The organism is Pseudomonas crudilactis (assembly GCF_013433315.1).
Taxonomy (GTDB): domain Bacteria; phylum Pseudomonadota; class Gammaproteobacteria; order Pseudomonadales; family Pseudomonadaceae; genus Aquipseudomonas; species Aquipseudomonas crudilactis.
In genome coordinates this window covers 24653-47998 of record NZ_WXVV01000002.1, presented here as the reverse complement: position 1 = coordinate 47998, position 23346 = coordinate 24653, and the positions used below count along the sequence as shown (strand labels likewise).

At 60.1% G+C, this 23346-nt stretch carries 19 protein-coding genes; 10 read left to right on the top strand and 9 right to left on the bottom strand.

Features of this window, described 5'->3' with window-relative positions; translation table 11 throughout:
* Positions 1-2 precede the first annotated feature (2 nt).
* Positions 3-1397, bottom strand: a complete 1395-nt coding sequence (locus tag GTU76_RS02630) for a COG3014 family protein (protein ID WP_180698022.1) — start codon at positions 1395-1397, stop codon at positions 3-5.
* 207 nt (positions 1398-1604) lie between these two features.
* On the bottom strand, positions 1605-3005 hold the full coding sequence (locus tag GTU76_RS02625) for a COG3014 family protein (protein ID WP_180698021.1): 1401 nt from the start codon (positions 3003-3005) through the stop codon (positions 1605-1607).
* Positions 3006-3213: 208 nt separating this feature from the next.
* Here GTU76_RS02625 and GTU76_RS02620 point away from each other — a divergent pair, with 208 nt between their 5' ends.
* Complete coding sequence (locus GTU76_RS02620) at positions 3214-5109, top strand: FTR1 family protein (RefSeq protein WP_180698020.1); 1896 nt, start codon at positions 3214-3216, stop codon at positions 5107-5109.
* A 105-nt stretch (positions 5110-5214) separates the two neighbouring features.
* Entirely contained in the window at positions 5215-5670 is a 456-nt protein-coding gene (locus GTU76_RS02615) for a YaiI/YqxD family protein (RefSeq protein WP_007911138.1), read from the top strand.
* Positions 5671-5802: 132 nt separating this feature from the next.
* On the opposite strand, the gene elbB is transcribed toward GTU76_RS02615, so the two are convergent.
* Together elbB and GTU76_RS02605 are read right to left on the bottom strand one after the other, a co-directional pair.
* Positions 5803-6471, bottom strand: coding sequence for an isoprenoid biosynthesis glyoxalase ElbB (gene elbB, locus GTU76_RS02610; RefSeq protein ID WP_016985900.1), 669 nt, complete (start codon positions 6469-6471; stop codon positions 5803-5805).
* Between the two features lie 278 nt (positions 6472-6749).
* Positions 6750-7400: a DedA family protein gene (locus GTU76_RS02605; protein ID WP_180698019.1), complete on the bottom strand. Its 651-nt coding sequence runs from the start codon at positions 7398-7400 to the stop codon at positions 6750-6752.
* 207 nt (positions 7401-7607) lie between these two features.
* Here GTU76_RS02605 and hemB point away from each other — a divergent pair, with 207 nt between their 5' ends.
* Together hemB and ppk1 are read left to right on the top strand one after the other, a co-directional pair.
* Entirely contained in the window at positions 7608-8621 is a 1014-nt protein-coding gene (gene hemB / locus GTU76_RS02600; protein WP_180698018.1) for a porphobilinogen synthase, read from the top strand.
* Positions 8622-8639: 18 nt separating this feature from the next.
* A complete protein-coding gene (gene ppk1, locus GTU76_RS02595; protein ID WP_016985903.1) occupies positions 8640-10865 on the top strand; it encodes a polyphosphate kinase 1 in 2226 nt (741 codons plus the stop codon).
* Positions 10866-11135: 270 nt separating this feature from the next.
* On the opposite strand, the gene ppx is transcribed toward ppk1, so the two are convergent.
* The 5 genes from ppx to GTU76_RS02570 all read right to left on the bottom strand — a co-directional run bounded on the left by ppx (position 11136) and on the right by GTU76_RS02570 (position 15691).
* The gene (gene ppx / locus GTU76_RS02590; protein WP_016985904.1) at positions 11136-12638 is read right to left on the bottom strand and encodes an exopolyphosphatase; all 1503 of its coding nucleotides are present in this window, start codon (positions 12636-12638) and stop codon (positions 11136-11138) included.
* Between the two features lie 206 nt (positions 12639-12844).
* Positions 12845-13582, bottom strand: coding sequence for an amino acid ABC transporter ATP-binding protein (locus GTU76_RS02585; protein ID WP_007911148.1), 738 nt, complete (start codon positions 13580-13582; stop codon positions 12845-12847).
* Positions 13569-14219 carry an amino acid ABC transporter permease gene (locus tag GTU76_RS02580; RefSeq protein ID WP_175555599.1) on the bottom strand — a complete coding sequence of 217 codons (651 nt, stop codon included), beginning with the start codon at positions 14217-14219 and terminating at the stop codon, positions 13569-13571. Before GTU76_RS02580 ends, GTU76_RS02585 begins: the two co-directional genes overlap by 14 nt.
* On the bottom strand, positions 14216-14884 hold the full coding sequence (locus tag GTU76_RS02575; RefSeq protein ID WP_016985906.1) for an amino acid ABC transporter permease: 669 nt from the start codon (positions 14882-14884) through the stop codon (positions 14216-14218). Before GTU76_RS02575 ends, GTU76_RS02580 begins: the two co-directional genes overlap by 4 nt.
* Before the next feature lie 21 nt (positions 14885-14905).
* Complete coding sequence (locus GTU76_RS02570; protein ID WP_016985907.1) at positions 14906-15691, bottom strand: transporter substrate-binding domain-containing protein; 786 nt, start codon at positions 15689-15691, stop codon at positions 14906-14908.
* Between the two features lie 256 nt (positions 15692-15947).
* Between GTU76_RS02570 and GTU76_RS02565 the strand changes: the two genes are divergently transcribed.
* The 6 genes from GTU76_RS02565 to GTU76_RS02540 all read left to right on the top strand — a co-directional run bounded on the left by GTU76_RS02565 (position 15948) and on the right by GTU76_RS02540 (position 23226).
* Complete coding sequence (locus tag GTU76_RS02565) at positions 15948-16655, top strand: FadR/GntR family transcriptional regulator (RefSeq protein WP_180698017.1); 708 nt, start codon at positions 15948-15950, stop codon at positions 16653-16655.
* Positions 16656-16775: 120 nt separating this feature from the next.
* Positions 16776-17105: a thioredoxin TrxA gene (gene trxA, locus GTU76_RS02560; protein WP_003206727.1), complete on the top strand. Its 330-nt coding sequence runs from the start codon at positions 16776-16778 to the stop codon at positions 17103-17105.
* A gap of 249 nt (positions 17106-17354) precedes the next feature.
* Positions 17355-18614: a transcription termination factor Rho gene (gene rho / locus GTU76_RS02555; RefSeq protein ID WP_003229334.1), complete on the top strand. Its 1260-nt coding sequence runs from the start codon at positions 17355-17357 to the stop codon at positions 18612-18614.
* Positions 18615-18755: 141 nt separating this feature from the next.
* Positions 18756-20711 (top strand): acyltransferase family protein, encoded by a 1956-nt coding sequence (locus GTU76_RS02550; protein WP_180698016.1) that lies wholly within the window; start codon positions 18756-18758, stop codon positions 20709-20711.
* A gap of 80 nt (positions 20712-20791) precedes the next feature.
* Positions 20792-22258, top strand: coding sequence for a 4-hydroxy-3-polyprenylbenzoate decarboxylase (ubiD, locus tag GTU76_RS02545; protein WP_034151998.1), 1467 nt, complete (start codon positions 20792-20794; stop codon positions 22256-22258).
* Positions 22258-23226 (top strand): CDP-6-deoxy-delta-3,4-glucoseen reductase, encoded by a 969-nt coding sequence (locus tag GTU76_RS02540; protein WP_034151997.1) that lies wholly within the window; start codon positions 22258-22260, stop codon positions 23224-23226. The genes ubiD and GTU76_RS02540 overlap by 1 nt, the downstream gene beginning before the upstream one ends.
* The last annotated feature ends 120 nt before the right edge of the window (positions 23227-23346 follow it).

The window sequence follows — 23346 nt, the reverse complement described above, 5'->3', positions numbered from 1 at the left end:
TCTTAAGGTTGTTTGAGGCTGGCGACGTTGGTCGCGCTGGCGCTCGGGATGACGTGTGCGGCGAGGCCACCGGCGAACACCTGGTTGCCCACGGCGCGCAGGGTGATCACCTGATAACGCTGATCGACAGTGACCTTGACCACCGAACCGCCCACGGCGCTTGGCAGGGTAACCTGATGCTCGCCTTTTTTCAGACGCAGACGCACCACTTGTGTGTAGTCCGGCAGGGTGCGCCACGTACGGGTATCGGCACCTTCGAGCACAGCTGAAGAGATACCGACGGCGAGACCTGCCAGCGGGTTGGTTTCGTTGATCTGCTTCTGCGCAACACCCTTGGTGATTGCCCGCACAGTGGTGCGCAGGATGATCCCCGGCATGTCGTCACGCAGGGCGCGGCGGGACATCGCGGTGGTGCTGTTGAGCGCGGTCAGATCGACCTGCTGACCGTCGACGCCGATTTGCGCGAAAGTCGCCGTAGAGGTATCAGGTTTGATGATCGGGAACGACAGCGGCGTGATCACCACGTTGTTGGAGATCGGCAATGGCAGCGGTACGCGGATCGAGTCGCGGGCCGGCGCCAGACCGCTTTGCACCACGATCAAAATGTCGCTGTCATCGGACTTGCTCGGTTTGTCGAGGTTGACCAGTGCCTGTTCCAGCAGTGGCGTGTTCGGACGCAGCTCGGCGGCCTTGCGGTAGCCCGGTGCAGCCAGACCTTTCTCGCCCAGCGCTTCATAAACGAAGCCGGACAGGTAATGGCTGAACGCACTCTGGTAGCTGTTTTTCAGGCCAACCACTTCCGGCGCGTCGAGACTGGCGACCGGATAGCCTTGCAGATCCTTGTACTGCGTCTTGATGCCTTCTTTCTCGGCCTCTTCCTCGCTCTTGAGGTATTCCTTGTCGCGCAGGTCAGCGATCACCGCTTCGCGCTCGTGAGTCTTCTTGATCGCGGTACGCGCGCCGTCGAAGTCATTGACCGCCAGCAGGTTCAGGGCCATCTGCGTGGTCAGCATGACTTTTTCGTAGTCGTAACCTTCGTAGCGACGCACTTTGTCGTTGACGATGAAGCTGCCGAACTGGGCCAGGTACTTACCGGTGTCGAGCTTGACCGAGTCTTCCCACTGACCCACCACCACATCAGCGCTGGTCCAGGCATTCTGGCTGCCGGACAGGTCGCCCTTGGCGCGCAGCAACTCACCCTTCTCGAAGTAATAGAGCAGGTCTTTGTCGGGGCCGGTGTTGTTCTTTTCCAGCAGGGTCAGCGCGGCGTCAACGTTGCCGGTGGCCAGTTGCTGGTTGGTCTGTGCCAGTTCGGAATCGTAGTTTCGAAACGCTGAACAGCCGGACAGCAAAGTGACGGCGCTGAGCGCGATCAGAGTGGGGGCGCGGAATGCCATGGGGGTACTTCTTCCCTGGAGTAATACAGCCGCGAATGCTGGTCGGGCTGGTTTGACCCATCGACAGTGGCGTTGGCCTCCTGCCAATTCCTCATAACCTGAGGAGCTTTAATGCCCGATCGCAATAACGCGGGCGCGGCATTATAAGCAGGCGGTGGTGGCTATGTAATAGCTTTTTAATCGCACTTGTTAGTTTGGTGCCATTAGTTATTTCAGGTTGGATACCACGCCCTTTGCCGGCAACCCGTCCGACTGGAATGCGCTGCCATTGGCAAACACCCGATCACCCAAGGCACGCAGGCCGATGACCTGGCGGTTCTGGTCGATGCGGATTTTCAGTGGCGCAGCCCCGGACGCGTTAGGCAGGCTGATCAGGTGGTCACCTTTTTTCAGGCGCAGGCGCACAACCTGAGTGAGGTTGGGCAGGGTGCGCCAGGTGCGGGTGTCGGCCTGCTCGAAGCCATCCCAGTGAGTGACGTAGGAGGCTTTGCTCGGATCGCGTCGATTGTCCGTAGCCTGAATATCGGCCGCCAGAAATGCCCGATAGGTTGTGCGCTGGATAATACCCGGCATGTCGTCACGCAGGGTGCGCAAGGACATGTCGGTAATGCTGTTGACCGCGATCAGCTTTTTCTGTCGACCATCAATGGCCACTTGATTGAACGCCGGGGTCGAGGTGTCAGGGACCATCACGGGAAATGAAACATTGGCGACGATGACTTGCCCGTCCGCGAGCTTCACCGGGTAGGGCACGCGCACGGAACTGCGGGCCGGCGCCAGGCCGCTCTGCACGATGATCAGCACATCGCTTTCGTCTGCCTTCAGTCCCGGGCTGTCGAGGTCGCGCAATGCCTGCTGGAAAAACGCCATGTCCGGGCGCAGTTCGATCGCCTGACGATAGCCGGGTGCCGCCAGATCTTTTTCGCCGAGCGCTTCGTAGGTGAAACCGGCGAGGTAGTGACTGAACGCGCTTTGGTAGCCGTTTTTCAAGGCAATGACGGCGGAAGATTCCAGCATGACCACCGGGTAGCCTTGCAGATCCTTGTAATGGACGCGGGCACCGTTGGCCTTGGCCGCTTCTTCGACCCGTTCGTACTCCAGCTCCCGCTGTCGGGCGATAAGCGCTTCGCGCTCGTGGGTTTTCTTGATGTCGGCACGGGCGCCGTCGAAATCATTCGTGGCCAACTGGTTGAGGGCCATTTGCGTGGTCAGCATGACTTTTTCGTAGTCGTAGCCATCGTAGCGGCGCAGCTTGTCATTGATGATGCTACCCCAGTGATCGCCCATGGCGGACAGCAGCTTGTCACCGCTGGTTTCGATTGTGTCCTGGCGCTGTATGACCATCTGTTCCGCGCTGCGCCAGGCAACCTGGCTCTGTGGCAGCTCACCGCCAGCGCTCAGCACCGCGCCCTTCTCGAAGTAATAGAGCAAATCCTTCTCTTCACCCGGGTTGTGCGCCTCGATCAACGCCAGTGAGCCATCGATGTTGCCGGCCTTGAGCTGTTGCGTGGTCTGTTGCAGTTCCAGGTCGTAATCACGGTAAGCGGCGCAACCACTGAGTTGCACAAGCGTAGCGATCAGAAGGGACGGCAGCAGGCAGTGGCGCATAGCGGGTTCTTCCTTGAACGGAGAGGGCGAAATGATGGCGCATTATACGGGCGCTTTGCAGCTGCCGGGGTGATATGGATGACGCTTCAAAGCCGATTCAATCAGCTCGCTGCACGCCGCGGCGTTGCGCTGAATACCGACAAAGCTTGAGGGAAACGCGTTCGAAGTGAACAATATGTAACTTCGCATTTCCATTTGAGATCCGTTCATGACTGCCTCGTCCCGAATTCTGGCCTGGCTGGTGCTCCCGTTGTTTGCCCTGAGCAGCTTCAATCTGCTGGCCGATACCGTGGAAGGCGCGCCGCAAGCGCTGCACCTGCTCGATTACATCAGTGCGGATTACCCGCCGACGGTAGCGGCGGGCAAGGTTGTCGATGATTCCGAATACCGCGAGCAACTGGAGTTCACCCAAGCGCTGCAAGGCTTGATCGCCGGCATGCCGGCCAAGCCTGAAAAAGCTGCGTTGGAGCAAGGTGTCAGCGCATTGAAGGCAGCGATCACCGCGAAGCAGGACGGCGCCGAAGTGGCCCGTCAGGCGCGGCAACTGGGCGCGCAACTGGCGGTGGCGTATGAAGTCAGCCAAGCGCCGATCATCACGCCTGACCCAACCCGGGGTGCACCGCTCTATGCGCAGAATTGCTCGGTGTGCCACGGTGACAGCGGCGCCGGTGACGGCCCGGCGGGACTCGGCATGACCCCGGCACCGGCCAATCTGCGGGATGCGGCGCGGTTGGATCACCTGAGTCTTTATGCGATCTACAACACCCTCGGCCAAGGCGTCGAAGGCACCGACATGCCGGCGTTTGCCGATCAACTTGACGATCGTCAGCGCTGGGATCTGGCGACTTACATCGCCGGCTTCAGCGCCGATCCGGCGGCGGCCAAGTCGGAGAAGAGCTACAACATCGCCGATCTGGCGCGCCAGACCCCGGCCGAAGTGCAGGCTGCCGAAGGCCCGCAAGCGGCGGCGACGTTCCGTGCGCAACGCGCGCAGCCGCCGCAGGTCAAGCGTAGCCCGGCGCAGTTGCTCGACTACACCGCGACAACCCTGGACAAGAGTCTTGCCGCCTACCGCGCCGGTGAACACGATCAGGCGTACGACCTGTCGGTCGCGGCCTATCTGGAAGGCTTCGAACTGGTCGAGAGCTCGCTGGATAACGTCGACGCCAATGTGCGCAAGGACACCGAAAAATCCCTGATGGCGTATCGGCAATCGTTGCAGGACGGCTTGCCGGTCGAGCAGGCCGAGCAGCGTCTGGAGGCGGCCAAGGCCAAGTTGAAAGAGTCCGCCGGCCTGCTTGGCAGCGATGGTCTGAGCTGGTCGCTGAGCTACATCTCCGGTCTGCTGATTCTGCTGCGCGAAGGGCTGGAAGCGATTCTGGTGCTGGCGGCGATCCTCGCCTTCCTGCGCAATACCGGCCAGCAATCGGCGGTGCGCAGCGTCAACGTCGGTTGGGGCCTGGCGCTGCTGGCGGGCCTCGGCACCTGGGCGCTGGCGGCGTATGTGATCGACGTCAGCGGCTCGCAGCGTGAATTGCTTGAAGGCGCGACGGCGCTGTTCGCCAGTGTCATGGTCTTGTGGCTCGGCGTGTGGATGCACGATCGTCGCCACGCAGCGGCCTGGCAGGATTACATCAAGAGCAGTCTGGTCGGTGGCGGCGGACGTTTCGGTTTCGCGATCCTCGCGTTCTTCTCGGTGTATCGCGAGTTGTTCGAAGTGATCCTGTTCTACGAAACCCTGTGGCTGCAAGCCGGCCCGGCCGGGCATGACGCGGTGCTCGCCGGTGGCGCGACCGCACTGGTGCTGCTGGTGGGTCTGGCGTGGGTGATTCTGCGCGGTTCGGCGAAACTGCCGCTGACGCTGTTCTTCAGCATCAACGCGGCGCTGCTGTGCGCGCTGTCGGTGGTGTTTGCCGGGCATGGCGTGAAGGCCTTGCAGGAAGCCGGGATCTTCGGCACGCGGCCGGTGGCGTTCTTTGAATTCGACTGGCTGGGGATTCATGCCGATGCCTATTCGCTGACAGCGCAGGCGGTGGCGATTGTGGCGATTGTTGTGTTGTATGGGCGTAGTTGGATGGCGGAGAAGAAGCGAGTAGTCGCTTAACAGCATTCGCTGCGCTCACATTCGCGAGCAAGCTCGCTCCCACAGGGACGGTGTGTATTCTGTGGGAGCGAGCCTGCTCGCGAATTGTTTTTGGAGGTTAGAAAAATGCGTGTATGGATCGATGCCGACGCCTGCCCGAGGGCGGCGAAGGATCTGGTGGTGAAGTTTGCGCTCAAGCGCCAGTTCGAAGTGGTGCTGGTGGCCGGGCAGCCGCAGATCAAACCGGGGCTGGCCATCGTCAAGTTGATCGTGGTGCCGAGCGGCCCGGATGCGGCGGACGATTATCTGGTCGAGCACGCGGTACCGGGTGAGCTGGTGATTTGCAGCGATATTCCATTGGCCGATCGTTTGGTGAAGAAGGGCGTCGCGGCGCTGGATCCACGTGGCAAGGAGTTCGATGCGCAGAACATGGGCGAACGCTTGGCCGTGCGTAACCTGTTCACCGATCTGCGCGAACAAGGCCAGATGAGCGGCGGACCCGCGCCGTTTGGCGATCGCGAGAAGCAGGCGTTCGCCAATGCGCTGGACCGGATTCTCACCCGACTGACGCGCAAACCTTAAGCCCTATACAAATCCCCTGTGGGAGCGAGCCTGCTCGCGCGAAGGCGCCGAATCAGGCAACGCTGTGTTGAATGACACACCGCTTTCGCGAGCAAGCTCGCTCCCACATTGGGTTTTGTGTGCTGCGGGGGATCAGGCGTCGTTTTCGTGAGTCAGTTCAAGGACGCGGTCGACCAGTTTATTGATCCCCGAAGCCGCTTCACTGATGTTCTGCGCCAGCATGTAAGCCGGGGTCGTCACCAGTTTGCGCGCCTTGTCCTCGATAATCTCCGTCACCGCGCAGTCTTCATGGGTTGCGCCCATCTTGTTCATTGCCGTGGCAGTGTCGGCGTCGTTACCGATGGTACAGGTCACACCCGGGCCGTAGATCTTCGCGGCCAATGCCGGCGAAATGCACATCAGACCGACGGGTTTGCCTGCTTCGGCAAATGCCTCGGCCAGCGCCAGCACTTCAGGCTGCACAGTGCAGCCAGCGCCTTCGACCGCGAAGTTCGACAGGTTTTTTGCCGCACCGAAACCGCCCGGCACGATCAGCGCATCGAAATCGTCGACGTCGGCTTCGCGGATGTCCTTGATGTTGCCACGAGCGATGCGCGCCGATTCCACCAGCACATTGCGCGACTCGGGCATTTCTTCGCCGGTCAGGTGGTTGATCACGTGCAATTGCGCGATGTTCGGGGCGAAGCACTGTACCTGGGCGCCGCGTTGGTCGAGGCGCAGCAGGGTGATCACGCTCTCATGGATCTCGGCGCCGTCGTAAACGCCACTGCCGGACAGGATCACTGCAACTTTTTTGCTCATGGGTTTCTCTCCAGATTCATGGCGCTAAATGTCCACTAAATTGTCGCGCGTTGCCATAGGCTCAAGTGGTGGCGGCACCTGCATGGAACGCTTTCTACATGGATCGCAACAACGGCGGGGTGTTCATTATTTGGCATGTCTGTCGCGTGACGAGCGGGTTATTTTTGGCGTGAGAACGCCGCTGACGAACGGGAGTCCGCTAGCGCAGAGGGAGCAAATGACTGAAAGAGGCCGCCAGCCCGCGCTGTGCACAGGGCTGTACGCCAGTCGCCAGCGCGTTACTCGGCTGGCGTATTCGGTTCGGCAGGTTTGGCCGCTTCGGCCTGATTCAGCAATGCAGCTTTCGCGGCTTGCTCGTCGGCGTACACCTGCTTGGCCAGCCGCGCATTCTTGAAGCGGCGGCGTAGCCACAGGCCAACGCCAAGAATCAGCAGCGCACCGAGTACCCACAACTCGTACTTCTTGATACTGCCGAGCATGCCTTCCAGCACCGCGCCGAAGTGGTAAGCGGCGGCAGCCAGTGCGGTTGCCCAGATCGCTGCACCGATGCCGTTGAGCAGCAGATAACGGCCCGGCGGATACCCCGACAGGCCGATCGCCACCGGCATCACTGTGCGCAGACCGTAAACGAAACGGAAGCTCAACACCCAGATGTCCGGATGCTTGCGAATGTGCTCCAGCGCGCGGTCGCCCATCAGCTGCCAGCGCGGTTTGCGCGCGAGTAATTTGCGCCCGTGCTTGCGTCCCAGGAAGTACCACAGCTGATCGCCGGCATAGCTGCCGAAGAACGCCACGACCACCACCAGGTTGATGTCCATGTATCCACGGAACGCGAGGAAGCCCGCGAGCACCAGAATGGTTTCGCCTTCGAAGAACGTGCCGAGAAACAAGGCAAAGTAGCCAAAGTCATGCAGAAATTGTTGGAGCATTGTCTGGGTGCTGGCGAAATGAACGCGCAGCCTAACCCTTCGGACACATTCATGAAAGTGTCCAAATGTGTCTCGACGTGAACAATTCCTACACTGAGAATGGAATGCGGCTACGCGTCACAGGTCTCACACAACTGTCATCTGTTGGTCATAATGGCCGTCTATAACTGTCACGCTCGCCCGTTTGCGCGGGCTCAGGAGTCCGCCGTGAGCTTTACCCCAGCCAACCGTCTGTTCCCTGCCACGCGCCTGCGCCGCAATCGTCGCGACGACTTTTCACGTCGGTTGGTGCGGGAAAATGTGCTGACGGTCGATGACCTGATCCTGCCGGTGTTCGTGCTCGACGGTGAAAACCGCCGCGAAGCCGTGGCTTCGATGCCCGGGGTAGAGCGGTTGACTATCGATCTGCTGCTCGAAGAAGCGGCGAAGTGGGTCGAGCTGGGGATTCCGGCGTTGGCGCTGTTCCCGGTCACCCCTCCTGAACTGAAATCCCTCGACGCCGCCGAAGCCTGGAATCCTCAAGGCATCGCCCAGCGCGCCACCCGCGCGCTGCGTGAGCGTTTCCCGGAACTGGGTGTCATTACCGACGTCGCGCTTGACCCGTTCACCACCCACGGCCAGGACGGCATTCTCGACGAAGAAGGCTACGTGCAGAACGACATCACCGTCGACGCGCTGGTCCGCCAGGCCCTGTCCCATGCCGAAGCCGGTGCGCAGGTGGTGGCGCCGTCGGACATGATGGACGGTCGCATTCAAGCGATTCGCGAAGCGCTGGAAATCGCTGGTCACGTCAACGTGCGGATCATGGCTTATTCGGCCAAGTACGCCAGCGCCTATTACGGCCCGTTCCGCGATGCCGTCGGCTCGGCGTCGAACCTCGGCAAGGCCAACAAGGCCTCCTATCAGATGGATCCGGCCAACAGCGACGAAGCGCTGCACGAAGTGGGTGCGGACTTGTCTGAAGGCGCGGACATGGTCATGGTCAAACCGGGCATGCCCTACCTGGACATTCTTTTCCGGATAAAAGATGCCTTCAAAGTGCCGACCTTCGTCTATCAGGTTAGCGGCGAATACGCCATGCACATGGCGGCGATCCAGAATGGCTGGTTGAGCGAGGCGGTGATTCTCGAATCACTGACCGCCTTTAAACGTGCCGGCGCTGATGGCATCCTGACTTACTTTGCTGTCCGCGCCGCTCAATTGTTACGAGAGCAGAAATAGCCCTCCCAGGAACATTCAATGAATACCGAAGGACTCACGGAAGTTGCAGTAAAAGAAGCTCAACCGGTGGTCGAGCAAATCACCGAGACCCCGCCGGAACTGGAGCCAGCGCCACCCGCGCCGGCGGCCGAACCTGCGGCGGCGGTGCCGGCGATTGCCATTCCGGGCCTGGATGACAGCAGCCTGTACATCCACCGCGAGCTCTCGCAACTGCAATTCAATATCCGCGTGCTGGAACAGGCGCTGGACGAGTCCTATCCGTTGCTGGAACGCTTGAAGTTCCTGCTGATCTTCTCCAGCAACCTTGATGAATTTTTTGAAATCCGCGTCGCCGGCCTGAAGAAGCAGATCACCTTCGCCCGTGAACAGGCGGGTGCCGACGGTTTGCAACCGCATCAAGCGCTGGCGCGGATCAGCGAGTTGGTCCACGGTCATGTTGACCGTCAGTACGCGATCCTCAACGACATTCTGTTGCCGGAGCTGGAAAAGCATCAGGTGCGCTTCATCCGTCGCCGCAACTGGACGGTCAAGCTCAAGACCTGGGTGCGCCGCTATTTCCGCGACGAGATCGCACCGATCATCACCCCGATCGGCCTCGACCCGACGCACCCGTTCCCGTTGCTGGTGAACAAGAGCCTGAACTTCATTGTCGAGCTCGAAGGTATCGACGCCTTCGGTCGCGACTCCGGTCTGGCGATCATCCCGGCGCCGCGCTTGCTGCCACGGATCATCAAGGTGCCGGAAGAAGTCGGCGGCCCGGGCGACAACTATGTGTTCCTGTCGTCGATGATCCACGCCCACGCCGATGACCTGTTCCAGGGCATGAAGGTAAAAGGCTGCTACCAGTTCCGTCTGACCCGAAACGCTGACCTGGCGCTCGACTCCGAAGATGTAGAAGACCTGGCCCGCGCGCTGCGTGGCGAGTTGTTCTCGCGTCGTTACGGTGATGCGGTGCGTCTGGAAGTCGCTGACACCTGCCCGAAACACCTCTCGGACTACCTGCTCAAGCAGTTCAACCTGAGCGAGAGCGAGCTGTATCAGGTCAACGGCCCGGTCAACCTGACGCGGCTGTTCAGCATCACCGGTCTGGACAGCCATCCGGAGCTGCAATACACGCCGTTCACCCCGCAGATTCCGAAACTGCTGCAGAACAGCGAAAACATTTTCAGCGTGGTCAGCAAGCAGGACATCCTGCTGCTGCACCCGTTCGAGTCGTTCACCCCGGTGGTCGACCTGCTGCGTCAGGCCGCCAAAGACCCGCACGTTCTCGCTGTGCGTCAGACCCTGTACCGCTCCGGCGCCAACTCCGAGATCGTGGATGCACTGGTGGATGCCGCGCGTAACGGCAAGGAAGTGACGGCGGTCATTGAGCTGCGTGCGCGGTTCGACGAAGAATCCAACCTGCAACTGGCCAGCCGCCTGCAAGCGGCCGGTGCGGTAGTGATTTACGGTGTGGTTGGCTTCAAGACCCACGCCAAGATGATGCTGATCCTGCGTCGCGAAGCCGGCGAGATCGTGCGTTACGCGCACCTCGGCACCGGTAACTACCACGCCGGTAACGCCAAGCTGTACACCGACTACAGCTTGCTGACTTCCGACGACGCCTTGTGCGAAGACGTCGGCAAACTGTTCAGTCAGTTGATCGGCATGGGTAAAACCCTGCGCATGAAGAAGCTGCTGCATGCGCCGTTTACCCTGAAAAAGGGCATGCTCGACATGATTGCCCGCGAGACCCAGTTCGCCGTCGAAGGCAAACCGGCGCACATCATTGCCAAGTTCAACTCGCTGACCGATCCGAAGATCATTCGCGCGCTGTACAAGGCCAGCCAGTCCGGTGTGCGTATCGACCTGGTGGTGCGCGGCATGTGCTGTCTGCGTCCGGGGATTGCCGGGGTTTCGCACAACATCCACGTGCGCTCGATCATTGGCCGCTTCCTTGAGCACACCCGCGTGTTCTACTTCCTCAATGGCGGCGACGAGCAGATGTTCCTCTCCAGTGCCGACTGGATGGAGCGCAACCTCGACAAGCGTGTCGAGACTTGCTTCCCGGTGGAAGGCAAGAAGCTGCTGACCCGGGTGAAGAAAGAGCTGGAGCTGTATCTGACTGATAACACTCATAGCTGGAGCTTGCAGTCGGATGGCCGTTACATTCGCAATACGCCAACCGGTAACCAGAACCCGCGCAGTGCGCAGGCGACGTTGCTGGAGCGGTTGGGTAGCCCGATTTTGCCGGTGAGCAGTTGAAGCCTTGAAGGTCAAAAGCCCCTCACCCTAGCCCTCTCCCAGAGGGAGAGGGGATTGACCGTGTTGGATAGGCGAGTTACGTCGACCTGAGAAATCGAGTCGAACTCAGGCTTCGAAGCCAACGGAGATCGGCTCCCTCTCCCTCGGGAGAGGGCTGGGGTGAGGGGCAGGCCCACCTCCCATCTCAAAACCGAACCCAATAAAAAAGGCGATCCCTGCGGATCGCCTTTTTCGTACCTGAAATTCCTTGTAGGGGGGATTTGCGGTGTATCAGTGGACAGTAAGCACAATCCCCACCCGCGTCAGCCAATCCGCCTCAAGCCCGAAATCCGCCTGAGTCAGCTGATTTTCGTCCAGCCAGTTCTCCGGGAATTCCACATCCAAAGTATTGCCCTTAGCGTGCAACACCACCTGCGGCATCGCCTGTGTCCCACGAATGTGGTGGAACAGGATCGCAAAGCGCAGCAGCACGCACAGGCGAATCAGCTTGTCGCCGTCGTCACCGAAATCGGCAAACTTGTCCTTGGGAATGTTGCGGCGGTGGCCGCGCACCAATAGCGCGAGCATCTGTTGGTCTTCGCGGGAGAACCCGGCAAGGTCCGAGTGTTCGATCAGGTAGGCGCCGTGCTTATGGTAGTGATAGTGCGCGATATCGAGGCCGACTTCGTGCACTTTCGCCGCCCAGCCGAGGAGTTCGCGCCAGATGCCGTCATCCAGCTCCCAGTCCACCGCGACCTGATCGAACGCGTGCAAGGCTTTGCGTTCAACTCGCGCGGCCTGTTCCAGATCGACGTGGTAGCGCTCCATCAGCGAGGTCAGGGTGCGTTCGCGCACGTCTTCGTGATGATGGCGGCCGAGCAGGTCGTAGAGCACGCCTTCACGCAGCGCGCCGTCGCAGTGATCCATGCGTTGCAGTTCGAGGGCGTCGAAAATCGCTTCGAGAATCGCCAGACCCGCCGGGAAAATGGTCCGGCGATCAGGCTTGATGCCTTCGAAATCGATCTTGTCGACGTCACCGAGCTTGAACAGGCGGCGCTTGAGCCAAGCCAGGCCTTCGGCGTTCACTTCGCCAGTGCCGTGGCCGCCGGCCTTCAGCGCCAGGCCAATGGCGCGGATGGTGCCTGAGGAGCCGATGGCCTCATCCCAGGTCAGCCGATGCAGAGCGTGTTCGATGCTCATGATCTCCAGCCGTGCCGCTGTGTACGCCTGGGCGTAGCGGGCCGGGGTGATCTTACCGTCCTTGAAGTAACGCTGGGTGAAGCTGACGCAGCCCATTTGCAGACTTTCGCGCAGCAGCGGCTCGAAGCGCTGGCCGATGATGAATTCGGTACTGCCGCCGCCGATGTCGGCGACCAGGCGTTTGCCCGGTGTGTCGGCGAGGGTGTGCGACACGCCCAGATAAATCAGGCGCGCTTCTTCACGGCCGGAGATGACTTCCACCGGGTGGCCGAGGATTTCTTCGGCGCGGTGGATGAATTCGAGGCGGTTGCGCGCTTCACGCAGGGCGTTGGTGCCGACGATGCGCACGGCGCCCAGCGGCATACCGTTGATCAGTTGGGCAAAGCGCTTGAGGCAATCGAGGCCACGCTGCATCGATTCTTCGTTGAGCTTGCGCTCATCGTCGATGCCGGCGGCCAGTTGAACCTTCTCGCCGAGGCGCTCGAGAATGCGGATTTCGCCGTTCTGGGCCTTGGCCACGACCATGTGAAAGCTGTTGGAGCCCAGGTCGATTGCGGCGATCAGGGACAGATTCTTGGCTTGGGATTGCGGCATGGTCAGGGGGTCTCGGTCGATAACCTCGACATCGTGCCACGATCAAACGCTGGCGCCAACGCGCATGGTTCAAACCGTTGATTCAGCGCAGAAGTCTGGAGATCGCGGCGCGGCCATTCGCGAGCAAGCTCGCTCCCACAGGTGACCGCATTCCAATGTGGGAGCGAGCTTGCTCGCGAAGAGGCCATCACTGCATCAGAAGATCTTCAGGCTGTCGCTTCGACGGTGCCAATAAAGTTCGCCAGCTCCGCCGTCTGCGGATTGGCAAACAACACCTTCGGATCCCCCACCTCATGCACCTTGCCATGGTGCATGAACACCAGTTTGTCGCCGACCTCGCGGGCAAAGCGCATTTCATGGGTGACCATGATCAGCGTCATGCCTTCCTTGGCCAATTGCCGCACCACGCTGAGCACTTCATTGACCAGTTCCGGGTCGAGCGCCGAGGTGATCTCGTCGCAGAGCAGAACCTTCGGCGACATCGCCAGTGCCCGAGCAATCGCCACGCGCTGCTGCTGACCGCCAGAGAGTCGATCCGGGAACGCATCAAACTTTTCCCCAAGACCCACGCGCTCGAGCATCTCGCGCGCCAGTTCCGCCGCTTTGGCTTTCGGCACTTTCTGCACCACTTGCGGCGCGAGCATCACGTTTTCGCCGACGGTCAGGTGCGGGAACAGGTTGAATTGCTGAAACACCATGCCGACTTTCTGCCGCAGGCTGCGCAGATCGGCGCGGGCGGCGTCGAGGTATTCGCCATCGACTTCGATCACGCCGTCGTTGATTGACTCCAGACCATTGAGCGTACGCAGCAGGGTGGATTTGCCCGAGCCGCTGCGGCCGATGATCGCCACGACCTGGCCTTCCTCGACGCTGAGGTCGATGCCTTTGAGCACGTGGTGATCGCCGTAGTATTTATGCAGGGCGGAAATTCTAAGCAGAGGCATGCAGTCTCCTTTCCAGGTAGCGCGCACTGAGGGACAAGGGGTAGCAGAGCAGGAAGTAGCCGAGGGCGACGAGACCGTAGACCATGAACGGTTCGAATGTGGCGTTGGCGAGCATGCCGCCGGTCTTGGTCAGCTCGGTGAAGCCGATGATCGAGGTCACGGCGGTGCCTTTGACCACTTGCACCGAGAAACCCACGGTCGGCGCCACGGCAATGCGCAGCGCTTGCGGCAGGATCACGTAGCGCAGTTGCTCCAGCGGATTGAGCGCCAGACTCGCCGAAGCTTCCCACTGGCCATGCGCGATCGAATCGACGCAGCCGCGCCAGATCTCTGCCAGATAGGCACTGGTAAACAAGGTCAGGGCAATCGCTGCGGCCATCCACGGCGAGATTTCGATCCCGGCCAGGGCCACGCCGAAGAACACCAGAAACAACTGCATCAACAGCGGCGTGCCCTGGAACAGTTCGATCCAGGTGCGGGCGATGCTGCTTGGCAGAGAGTTTTTCGAGATGCGCATGATCAGGATCAGCAGCCCGACAATCCCGCCGCCAATAAACGCCACCAGCGACAACGCGAGCGTCCATTGCAGGCCGACGAGCAGGTTGCGCAGGATGTCCCAGAAGGTGAAATCGCTCATGCTCGGCTCCTGCTGATGTAGCGGCGACCGATCCAGTTGAGCAACTGGCGGATCAGCAGCGCCATGCACAGATAGATCAGCGTGGTCAGCGCGTAGGTTTCAAAAGCGCGGAAGTTGCGCGACTGAATGAAGTTGGCGGCAAAACTCAACTCTTCGGTGGCGATCTGCGAACACACCGCCGAACCGAGCATGACGATGATGATCTGGCTGCTCAGGGCCGGCCAGACCTTGCCCAGCGCCGGCAGCAAAACCACATGACGGAACGCTTCGAAGCGGGTCATCGCCAATGCCGCTGCGGCTTCCAGCTGTCCGCGCGGGATTGCTTGAATACCCGCACGGATGATCTCGGTCGAATAGGCGCCAAGGTTGATCACCATCGCCAGCACCGCCGCCTGCCACTCGGAAATCTGCACGCCCAGCGACGGCAAACCGAAGAAGATGAAGAACAACTGCACCAGAAACGGCGTGTTGCGGATCAACTCGACGTAGACGCCGAAGATCGCCGAGAACGGGCGGATGTTCCACGCCCGCACCAACGCCCCGACAATCCCCACGCTAACCCCGAGCAACGCGCCGATGGCGGTCAGCTCAAGGGTGAATAGTGCCCCGCGCAGCAACAGGTCGGTGTTTTCCACCACCGGCATGAAATCGAACTGATAAGCCATGAAAATCTCCCGCGCAGTCGATCAGAGATCGGCCGGCAGCGGCTCTTTCAGCCAGGTCTGCGAGTTCTTTTCCAGTGCGCCGTCAGCCTTGGCGGTGGTCAGGATGTCGTTGACCTTGGCCAGCAGCGCCGCTTCGTTCTTGTTCACGCCGACGTAAACCGGCGAATCCTTGAGCTTCACTTTCAGCGCGGGCACACGTTTCGGGTTCTTCTCGCTGATCGCGACCATCACCACGTTGCCGCTGGCGATCAGGTCGACCTGGCCGGCGAGGTAGGCGGCGATGGTCGAGTTGTTGTCTTCGAAGCGTTTGATGGTCACGCCTTCTGGGGCGACTTTGCTCAGTTCGATGTCTTCGATGGCGCCACGGGTGACGCTGATGGTTTTGCCCTTGAGGTCGTCGAGGCTGGCGATGGCGGCGTCTGGCGGGCCGAACACGGCGAGGTAGAACGGTGCATAGGCGCGGGAGAAGTCGATGACTTTCTCGCGCTCGGGGTTTTTGCCGAGGCTGGAAATCACCAGGTCGACTTTGCCAGTGGTCAGGAACGGGATGCGGTTGGTGCTGTTGACCGGGGTCAGCTCGAGTTTGACCTTGAGTTGCTCGGCCAGCAGTTTTGCCGTGTCGATATCGAGACCGCGCGGTTTCATGTCCGGGCCGACCGAGCCGAAGGGCGGGAAGTCCTGAGGTACAGCGACTTTCAGCGTGCCGCGTTTGACCACGTCGTCGAGACCGTCGGCGTGAGCGGGAGCCTGGCTGAGCAACAAAGAAGAAAACAGGGCGGCGAGGAGGGCGCTGTAACGCTTGGTCATGAACAATCTCCGGATCGGCGGGAAGTGATTTCTGCGATCGGACAGAGCATGGGCCGTGCCAATACGCGGTTTTCGTCCCGGCAGGCCATGGTTTTAGCGGGTTTGTTCGGTCTTACTGGTCTGAACAGTCAGGTTGTTTTTCGCACTGCTATCGCGCATCGACCCGCCGAACCGAACCCCGCTGGGGCACGACTTGCCGGACTCGGCGAATAGCTTTACAACTAGCCGCACATTGGCCTGACGCGTCTGAAAAACCATGAATTCGATTTCCCGTGCGGTACCCGAAGTGGCGCTGCAAGCGATCCGCAAACTGATCACCGAGCAGGGCTTCGGTCCGGGCGATGCCTTGCCGTCGCAACGGGATCTGGCGTTGCAACTGGGCGTCAGCCGGGCGTCGTTGCGTGAGGCGCTGTCGTCGCTGAGTGCGTTGGGTGTGGTCAGTATTCAGCCAGGCAAAGGCGTGTTCGTGCAGGCACCAGTGGAGTTGTCGCGCGGCGACAGCGCGCCGGGCTGGTCATTTGCTGCGCAGGCGTCGCCGCTGGATATCTTTCAGTTGCGCTATGCGCTCGAAGGGTTTGCCGCCGGGCTGGCGGCGGTGACGTTGAGTACCTTCGATCTGGATGCGCTGGAAGACAATGTCGCGGCCATGCGCGAGCAATTGAAGGTCGGTGACTTTGAAGCAGCGGCGAAACTCGACTTCGAATTCCATCGGCGCATTCTGTTGGCCAGCGGCAATCAGGCGATGCTGAACATCCTCACCGCCAGCGCCGAGATGTTCCTGGAGAGCCAGAAACTACCGTTCATCCGCGCCGAGCGCGCCATGGAAACCTGGCAGGAACACCGCAAGATCCTCCGGGCTCTCGCGCGCCGGGCGTCGGGTGCGGCGCAAAAAGCCATGCAGGAACACGTGCGCAACGCCGCCCTGCGTACCGGAATTTCCTTCATCGCCCCCGCCACGGCGTGACTTGAGCTATACCCAAACTCATCGAGTGCCATAGCAAGACTCAATCAACTGCGGCTTCCTGAACAGGGGAAGGGCGGCTATGATGGGCCACGTTTTTTTGCTTACAACCTGGAGAATTCCATGAGCAGCGATCTTATCAAACACGTTAGCGACGCTAGCTTCGAAGCCGACGTACTCAAGGCCGAAGGCGCTGTCCTGGTCGATTACTGGGCTGAATGGTGCGGTCCTTGCAAAATGATCGCTCCGGTACTGGACGAGATTGCCGAGACTTACAAAGGCAAGCTGACCGTTGCCAAACTGAACATCGACGAAAACCAGGAAACCCCTGCCAAGCACGGCGTGCGTGGTATCCCGACGCTGATGCTGTTCAAGAACGGCAACGTTGAAGCGACCAAAGTCGGCGCCCTGTCGAAGTCGCAACTGGCTGCTTTCCTCGACGCCAACATCTAAGCGTCGCTGTAAAGTGCCTGAAAAAAAGCCCCGCAATTAGCGGGGCTTTTTGCGTATTCAGGGCTAGACGCTCCGAAACTCAGGTGGTACATTCGGCCCCGCACTGGTTTCTCCATTGCCCCCTGCTAGCCGTCGCCGACGCACTCCTTTTCGAATTAGTTCGCGATCCTGTCGCCTTCTCTGCGGCGCGGCCTCATTAAGCCAAAAGCTTAATTTCCCCCCCTCCATAAATGATTACGTCATTCCTATATGAATCTGACTGAACTCAAGCAAAAGCCGATTACCGAACTGCTCGAATTGGCCGAACAGATGGGCATAGAAAATATGGCCCGTTCGCGCAAGCAGGACGTGATTTTCTCCCTGCTGAAAAAGCACGCGAAAAGCGGCGAGGAAATCTCCGGTGATGGCGTGCTGGAGATTCTCCAGGACGGCTTCGGCTTCCTGCGCTCCGCTGACGCTTCCTACCTGGCCGGCCCGGACGATATCTACGTCTCGCCAAGCCAGATCCGCCGCTTCAACTTGCGCACCGGTGACACCATCGTTGGCAAGATCCGCCCTCCGAAGGAAGGCGAGCGGTATTTCGCCCTGCTCAAGGTCGACACGATCAACTTCGATCGTCCCGAGAACGCGAAAAACAAGATTCTCTTCGAGAACCTGACCCCGCTGTTCCCGACCGTGCGCATGAAGATGGAAGCCGGCAACGGTTCCACCGAAGACTTGACCGGTCGTGTGATCGACCTGTGTGCCCCGATCGGCAAAGGCCAGCGTGGTCTGATCGTTGCACCGCCGAAAGCCGGTAAAACGATCATGCTGCAAAACATCGCAGCGAACATCGCCCGTAACAACCCTGAAGTTCACCTGATCGTGCTGCTGATCGACGAACGTCCGGAAGAAGTGACCGAAATGCAGCGCACCGTGCGCGGCGAAGTGGTTGCCTCGACCTTCGACGAGCCGCCGACCCGTCACGTGCAGGTTGCCGAAATGGTGATCGAGAAGGCCAAGCGCCTGGTCGAGCACAAGAAAGACGTGGTGATCCTGCTCGACTCCATCACCCGTCTGGCCCGGGCCTACAACACCGTGATCCCGAGCTCAGGCAAGGTATTGACCGGTGGTGTCGATGCCCACGCCCTGGAGAAGCCAAAGCGTTTCTTCGGTGCTGCGCGTAACATCGAAGAAGGCGGCTCGCTGACCATTATCGCCACCGCGCTGGTTGAAACCGGTTCGAAGATGGACGAAGTGATCTACGAAGAGTTCAAGGGTACCGGCAACATGGAGCTGCCTCTGGATCGCAAGATCGCTGAGAAGCGCGTGTTCCCTGCCATCAACATCAACCGCTCCGGCACCCGCCGCGAAGAGTTGCTGACTGCTGACGACGAACTGCAGCGTATGTGGATTCTGCGCAAGCTGCTGCACCCGATGGACGAAGTGGCGGCCATCGAGTTCCTGGTCGACAAGCTGAAAACGACCAAGACCAACGACGAGTTCTTCTTGTCGATGAAGCGCAAGTAATACGTAAGCGGTTTGAAAAAGAACGCCCCGAAAGGGGCGTTTTTTTTTGCGCCGGATTATTTGTGTCTGGATTGAAATGTACGCTGCTGATAACTTTCGCGCTTTCCAGGGACGCTGTATCCAAAAAGAGAAAGGTTTTTCATGCACACGTTTGGCAATCGCCGTGATATCGACGGATTACGGGCACTGGCGGTTATTCCTGTCGTACTGTTTCATTTCGGATTCAGTACATTCAGTGGTGGTTTTGTCGGGGTGGACGTCTTTTTCGTCATTTCCGGGTTCCTGATCACCACCATTCTGTTCCGTGAAATCAGCGCACAGCGCTTCAGTTTCATTGATTTCTGGGCGCGCCGTGCCCGTCGCATCATTCCTGCGCTGAGCGTGGTCATGCTGGTCACGTTGGCGCTGGGCTGGCTGTTGCTGACGGCCAAGGATTTCTCCGAGCTTGGGCGAACAGTGCGCTATCAGTCATTGTTCATCTCCAACATCCTGTTCATGCGTGAGGATGGCTACTTCCAGCCGGCCTCCGATCTGAAGCCGCTGCTGCATACCTGGTCGCTGGCGGTAGAAGAGCAGTACTACATCTTCTTTCCATTGCTGATGGCGGTGCTGATCCGTTATGTCCGGCATTGGCGCTGGATGTTGTTCGCGGTGTTGCTGGTGTCGTTTGGCTTGAATATCGCGTATATCGAACACAAACCGGAATTCACCTTTTTCTCGCTGCCGACCCGGGCCTGGGAGCTGCTCTGCGGCGCGATGCTCGCGGTGACGCCGGCGCCGAAGCAGGCGGTGCGCCCGTGGTTGTATCAAACGGTTGGCATCGCGGGTCTGGCTGCCGTGCTGTTTGCGGTGTTGACGTTCGACAAATCTACGGTGTTTCCGGGCTGGGCGGCGTTGCTGCCAGTACTGGGTACCACGGCATTGATCTGGTCGGGCGCGCAGGGTCAGAGCTGGACCGCGCAACTCTTGAGCCTGCGGCCGTTGGTCTGGGTCGGGTTGCTCTCCTATTCGCTGTACCTGTGGCATTGGCCGGTCTTTGTCTACGCCAACGCGATTTCCATCGACGGTATTCAGCCTGTCGAGGCGTTCGCCTGGATGGCCATGGCGCTGGGACTGGCGTGGCTGAGCCTGCGCTATGTCGAGTTGCCGTTTCGGGAAAAACGCCTGCTGGCCGGGCGTAACGCCATATTGGCTGGGGCTGTGGCTGCGATTGTCGTGTTGGTGGCGACGGGCTCGGCGATCCGTTCAGCTGACGGTGTGCCACAACGGCTGACCGGCAAAGCGCTGGAATATGCACAGTCGAGGGAATGGCGCGCCGGGCAGATGAAGTGCATGTTGGTCACCCAGGACAAGTCGCTGGACAAGGCGTGCCTGGTAGGTGGTCGCGAGGATGTCCCGGCCACGCAATTGTTCTGGGGCGACAGCCACACCGCTGCGTTGCTGCCGGCCATCGAAAGCAATGCCCGCCGCGAAGGACGTCCGGTGTGGCTGTACAGCATGAGTGCCTGCCCACCGATTCTGAGCGATGATCCGCGTCAGCGTTGCAAAGACTTCAACGAACAAACCATGGAGCGTGTGCGCAGTCTGGGTATCAAGGACGTTGTGCTGGCCTCGAACTGGAGCCTTTATGTGTACGGCCGTGAAGACGGCGATAAAAAAGTACTGCTCAACGCTCACGACACTACTGCCCAGGCCGAGCAACGCATGGCCGCAGCACTCAAGGCGCGAGTGGCTGCGCTGAGAGCAGCGGGCGCGCAAGTCTGGTTGTTCAAAGAAGTGCCTTTACAACGTAAAGGCATCATCAACCGGTTGACCAGTCTGGCGCGCATCGGGCGTTCGGCCGAAGGGCTGGGCCGTCCGCTTGAAGAGCATCTGGCGCGACAGCAGTTCCTCAGTACCTTGTTCGACGCCATGAGCGCCGCCGATCCGGGGGTTCACGTGATCGATCCAACACCGCTGATGTGTGCGAACGGAATCTGCAGTATCGAGGTCAATGGTCATTCGCAGTACAAGGATGAGGATCACCTGTCGGATGCCGGCAGTGCCCGACTGAGCCCGCTGTTTGCACCGCTGCTGCTGGGCACGAGCCACAATTGAGCGATGCCGGTGCCTGACGGGCTGCTGTTTGCCCGTCAGAGCAGGTAGGATGTACGCCTATTTTGAGGGTGCCATCGTCAATGAAATTCAAGGATCTTCGGGATTTCGTGCAGCAGCTTGAGCAGCGCGGAGAGTTGAAACGCATCCAGATTCCCGTCTCGCCGGTGCTGGAGATGACCGAGGTGTGCGACCGCACGCTGCGGGCCAAGGGCCCGGCGCTGCTGTTCGAAAAACCGACTGGCTACGACATTCCGGTGCTCGGCAACCTGTTTGGTACGCCTGAACGGGTGGCCATGGGCATGGGCGCCGAGTCGGTCAGCGAGCTGCGTGAAATCGGCAAGCTGTTGGCCTTCCTCAAGGAGCCGGAGCCACCGAAGGGCTTGAAAGACGCGTGGTCGAAACTGCCGATTTTCCGCAAGATCATTTCGATGGCGCCGAAAGTCGTCAAAGACGCGGTCTGCCAGGAAGTGGTCATTGAAGGCGACGACGTCGACCTCGCGATGCTGCCGGTGCAGACCTGCTGGCCCGGCGACGTCGGTCCGCTGATCACTTGGGGCCTGACTGTCACCAAAGGCCCGAATAAAGAACGCCAGAACCTCGGCATCTACCGTCAGCAAGTGATCGGCCGCAACAAGGTGATCATGCGCTGGCTCAGCCACCGTGGCGGCGCGCTGGACTATCGCGAATGGTGCGAGAAGCATCCGGGTCAGCCGTTCCCGGTGTCCGTGGCGCTGGGCGCAGATCCGGCGACCATCCTCGGCGCGGTGACGCCAGTGCCGGACAGCCTCTCCGAATATGCATTCGCGGGCCTCTTGCGCGGTAACCGCACCGAACTCGTCAAGTGCCGGGGCAACGACTTGCAAGTGCCGGCCACTGCCGAGATCATTCTCGAAGGTGTGATCCATCCGGGCGAAATGGCCGATGAAGGCCCGTACGGCGACCACACCGGTTATTACAACGAAGTCGACAGCTTCCCGGTGTTCACCGTCGAGCGCATTACCCACCGGATCAAGCCGATCTACCACAGCACCTACACCGGCCGTCCGCCGGATGAGCCAGCGATCCTTGGCGTGGCGCTGAACGAAGTGTTTGTGCCGATCCTGCAGAAGCAGTTTCCGGAAATCACCGATTTCTACCTGCCGCCGGAAGGCTGCTCGTACCGCATGGCCATCGTGACCATGAAGAAGTCGTATCCGGGGCATGCCAAGCGCGTGATGCTCGGTGTCTGGTCGTTTTTGCGACAGTTCATGTACACCAAGTTCGTTATCGTCACCGACGACGATATCAACGCCCGTGACTGGAACGACGTGATCTGGGCCATCACCACGCGCATGGACCCCAAGCGCGACACGGTGATGATCGATAACACGCCGATCGACTACCTCGACTTCGCCTCGCCGATTTCCGGCCTGGGTTCGAAAATGGGCCTCGATGCCACCCACAAGTGGCCGGGCGAAACCACTCGCGAGTGGGGTCGTGTGATCGTCAAGGACGACGCCGTCACCCAACGGATCGATGCCATCTGGAATCAGTTAGGAATAGATTGATGCGTGTAACCCTGCAGCCCTCCGGAGCAGTGCTTGAGATACAGCCCGGTGAGCGGATTCTCGATGGCGCGCGGCGCCTGGGCTACGAATGCCCGCAAAGCTGCCGCAACGGCAATTGTCATGTGTGTGCGGCGCTGCTGGTTGAAGGTAGTGTCGCGCAGGACGGCAAGGTGCATGACCACGGCGAGTTCTACACTTGCATAGCCGAGCCGCTGGAAGACTGCATCCTGCTGTGGGATGGCGTGCTCGCGCTGGGAGAACTGCCGGTGCGCAGCCTGTCATGTCAGGTCATCGAATGCCGCGACGTCGGCGGCGACACCTGGCGCGTGCGTCTGCGTGCGCCAGCGGGCAAGCCACCGCGCTATCACGCCGGGCAGTATTTGATGATCGAGCGCGAGAACGGTGAGAAATCAGCATTCTCCATGGCCTCGGCACCGCACGGCGGGCGTGATCTGGAAATCCACGTACTGGCGCGCGAAGCCAGTGCACTGAGCCTGATTGAACAGCTGCAACGCAACGCGATGGTGCGGGTCGAGCTGCCATTCGGTGATACGCATCTGGCCGAGCTGCCGGATGGGCCGCTGGTGCTGGTCGCCGCCGGTACCGGCATGGGCCAGATTCACGCCCTGATCGAGCACTGCCGCGCCAACGGCTTCAAGCACCCGGTGCATCTGTACTGGGGCGTGCGCCGCCCAGAAGATTTCTATGAGATCGAACACTGGGACGAATGGCTGAAGTTGCCCAACCTGTTCCTGCACAAAGTCGTCAGTGATCAATGCGGTTGGGAAGGGCGCTGCGGCATGCTGCACGAGGCGGTCTGCGAGGACTTCCCTGACCTGAAACCGCTGCACGTCTACGCCAGCGGCTCGCCGGCCATGGTCTACGGCACACTCGACGCCTTGGTCGAAGCTGGGATGGATGCCCATCAAATGCGCGCCGATGTGTTCGCGTACGCCCCTCGTTCCTGAATTCGTTATAACTCTCTATATAGCCGATCGGTATTTATCTAATTGCATAAATACCGCTAGGTTATATATCAATCAGGCAATCAATTAAGAACTGTGCCATGGCACTCAAATTGCCTTAAA

What these genes read in the sequence shown, in the direction of transcription:
- GTU76_RS02625 (WP_180698021.1), bottom strand. Translation starts at nt 3,005, where the DNA reads ATGCGCCACTGCCTGCTGCCGTCCCTTCTGATCGCTACGCTTGTGCAA.
- GTU76_RS02615 (WP_007911138.1), top strand. Translation starts at nt 5,215, where the DNA reads ATGCGTGTATGGATCGATGCCGACGCCTGCCCGAGGGCGGCGAAGGAT.
- GTU76_RS02575 (WP_016985906.1), bottom strand. Translation starts at nt 14,884, where the DNA reads ATGGCTTATCAGTTCGATTTCATGCCGGTGGTGGAAAACACCGACCTG.
- trxA (WP_003206727.1), top strand. Translation starts at nt 16,776, where the DNA reads ATGAGCAGCGATCTTATCAAACACGTTAGCGACGCTAGCTTCGAAGCC.
- ppx (WP_016985904.1), bottom strand. Translation starts at nt 12,638, where the DNA reads ATGCCGCAATCCCAAGCCAAGAATCTGTCCCTGATCGCCGCAATCGAC.
- GTU76_RS02540 (WP_034151997.1), top strand. Translation starts at nt 22,258, where the DNA reads ATGCGTGTAACCCTGCAGCCCTCCGGAGCAGTGCTTGAGATACAGCCC.
- GTU76_RS02550 (WP_180698016.1), top strand. Translation starts at nt 18,756, where the DNA reads ATGCACACGTTTGGCAATCGCCGTGATATCGACGGATTACGGGCACTG.
- GTU76_RS02585 (WP_007911148.1), bottom strand. Translation starts at nt 13,582, where the DNA reads ATGCCTCTGCTTAGAATTTCCGCCCTGCATAAATACTACGGCGATCAC.
- ppk1 (WP_016985903.1), top strand. Translation starts at nt 8,640, where the DNA reads ATGAATACCGAAGGACTCACGGAAGTTGCAGTAAAAGAAGCTCAACCG.
- GTU76_RS02580 (WP_175555599.1), bottom strand. Translation starts at nt 14,219, where the DNA reads ATGAGCGATTTCACCTTCTGGGACATCCTGCGCAACCTGCTCGTCGGC.
- ubiD (WP_034151998.1), top strand. Translation starts at nt 20,792, where the DNA reads ATGAAATTCAAGGATCTTCGGGATTTCGTGCAGCAGCTTGAGCAGCGC.
- GTU76_RS02620 (WP_180698020.1), top strand. Translation starts at nt 3,214, where the DNA reads ATGACTGCCTCGTCCCGAATTCTGGCCTGGCTGGTGCTCCCGTTGTTT.
- GTU76_RS02565 (WP_180698017.1), top strand. Translation starts at nt 15,948, where the DNA reads ATGAATTCGATTTCCCGTGCGGTACCCGAAGTGGCGCTGCAAGCGATC.
- GTU76_RS02630 (WP_180698022.1), bottom strand. Translation starts at nt 1,397, where the DNA reads ATGGCATTCCGCGCCCCCACTCTGATCGCGCTCAGCGCCGTCACTTTG.
- GTU76_RS02570 (WP_016985907.1), bottom strand. Translation starts at nt 15,691, where the DNA reads ATGACCAAGCGTTACAGCGCCCTCCTCGCCGCCCTGTTTTCTTCTTTG.
- elbB (WP_016985900.1), bottom strand. Translation starts at nt 6,471, where the DNA reads ATGAGCAAAAAAGTTGCAGTGATCCTGTCCGGCAGTGGCGTTTACGAC.
- GTU76_RS02605 (WP_180698019.1), bottom strand. Translation starts at nt 7,400, where the DNA reads ATGCTCCAACAATTTCTGCATGACTTTGGCTACTTTGCCTTGTTTCTC.
- rho (WP_003229334.1), top strand. Translation starts at nt 17,355, where the DNA reads ATGAATCTGACTGAACTCAAGCAAAAGCCGATTACCGAACTGCTCGAA.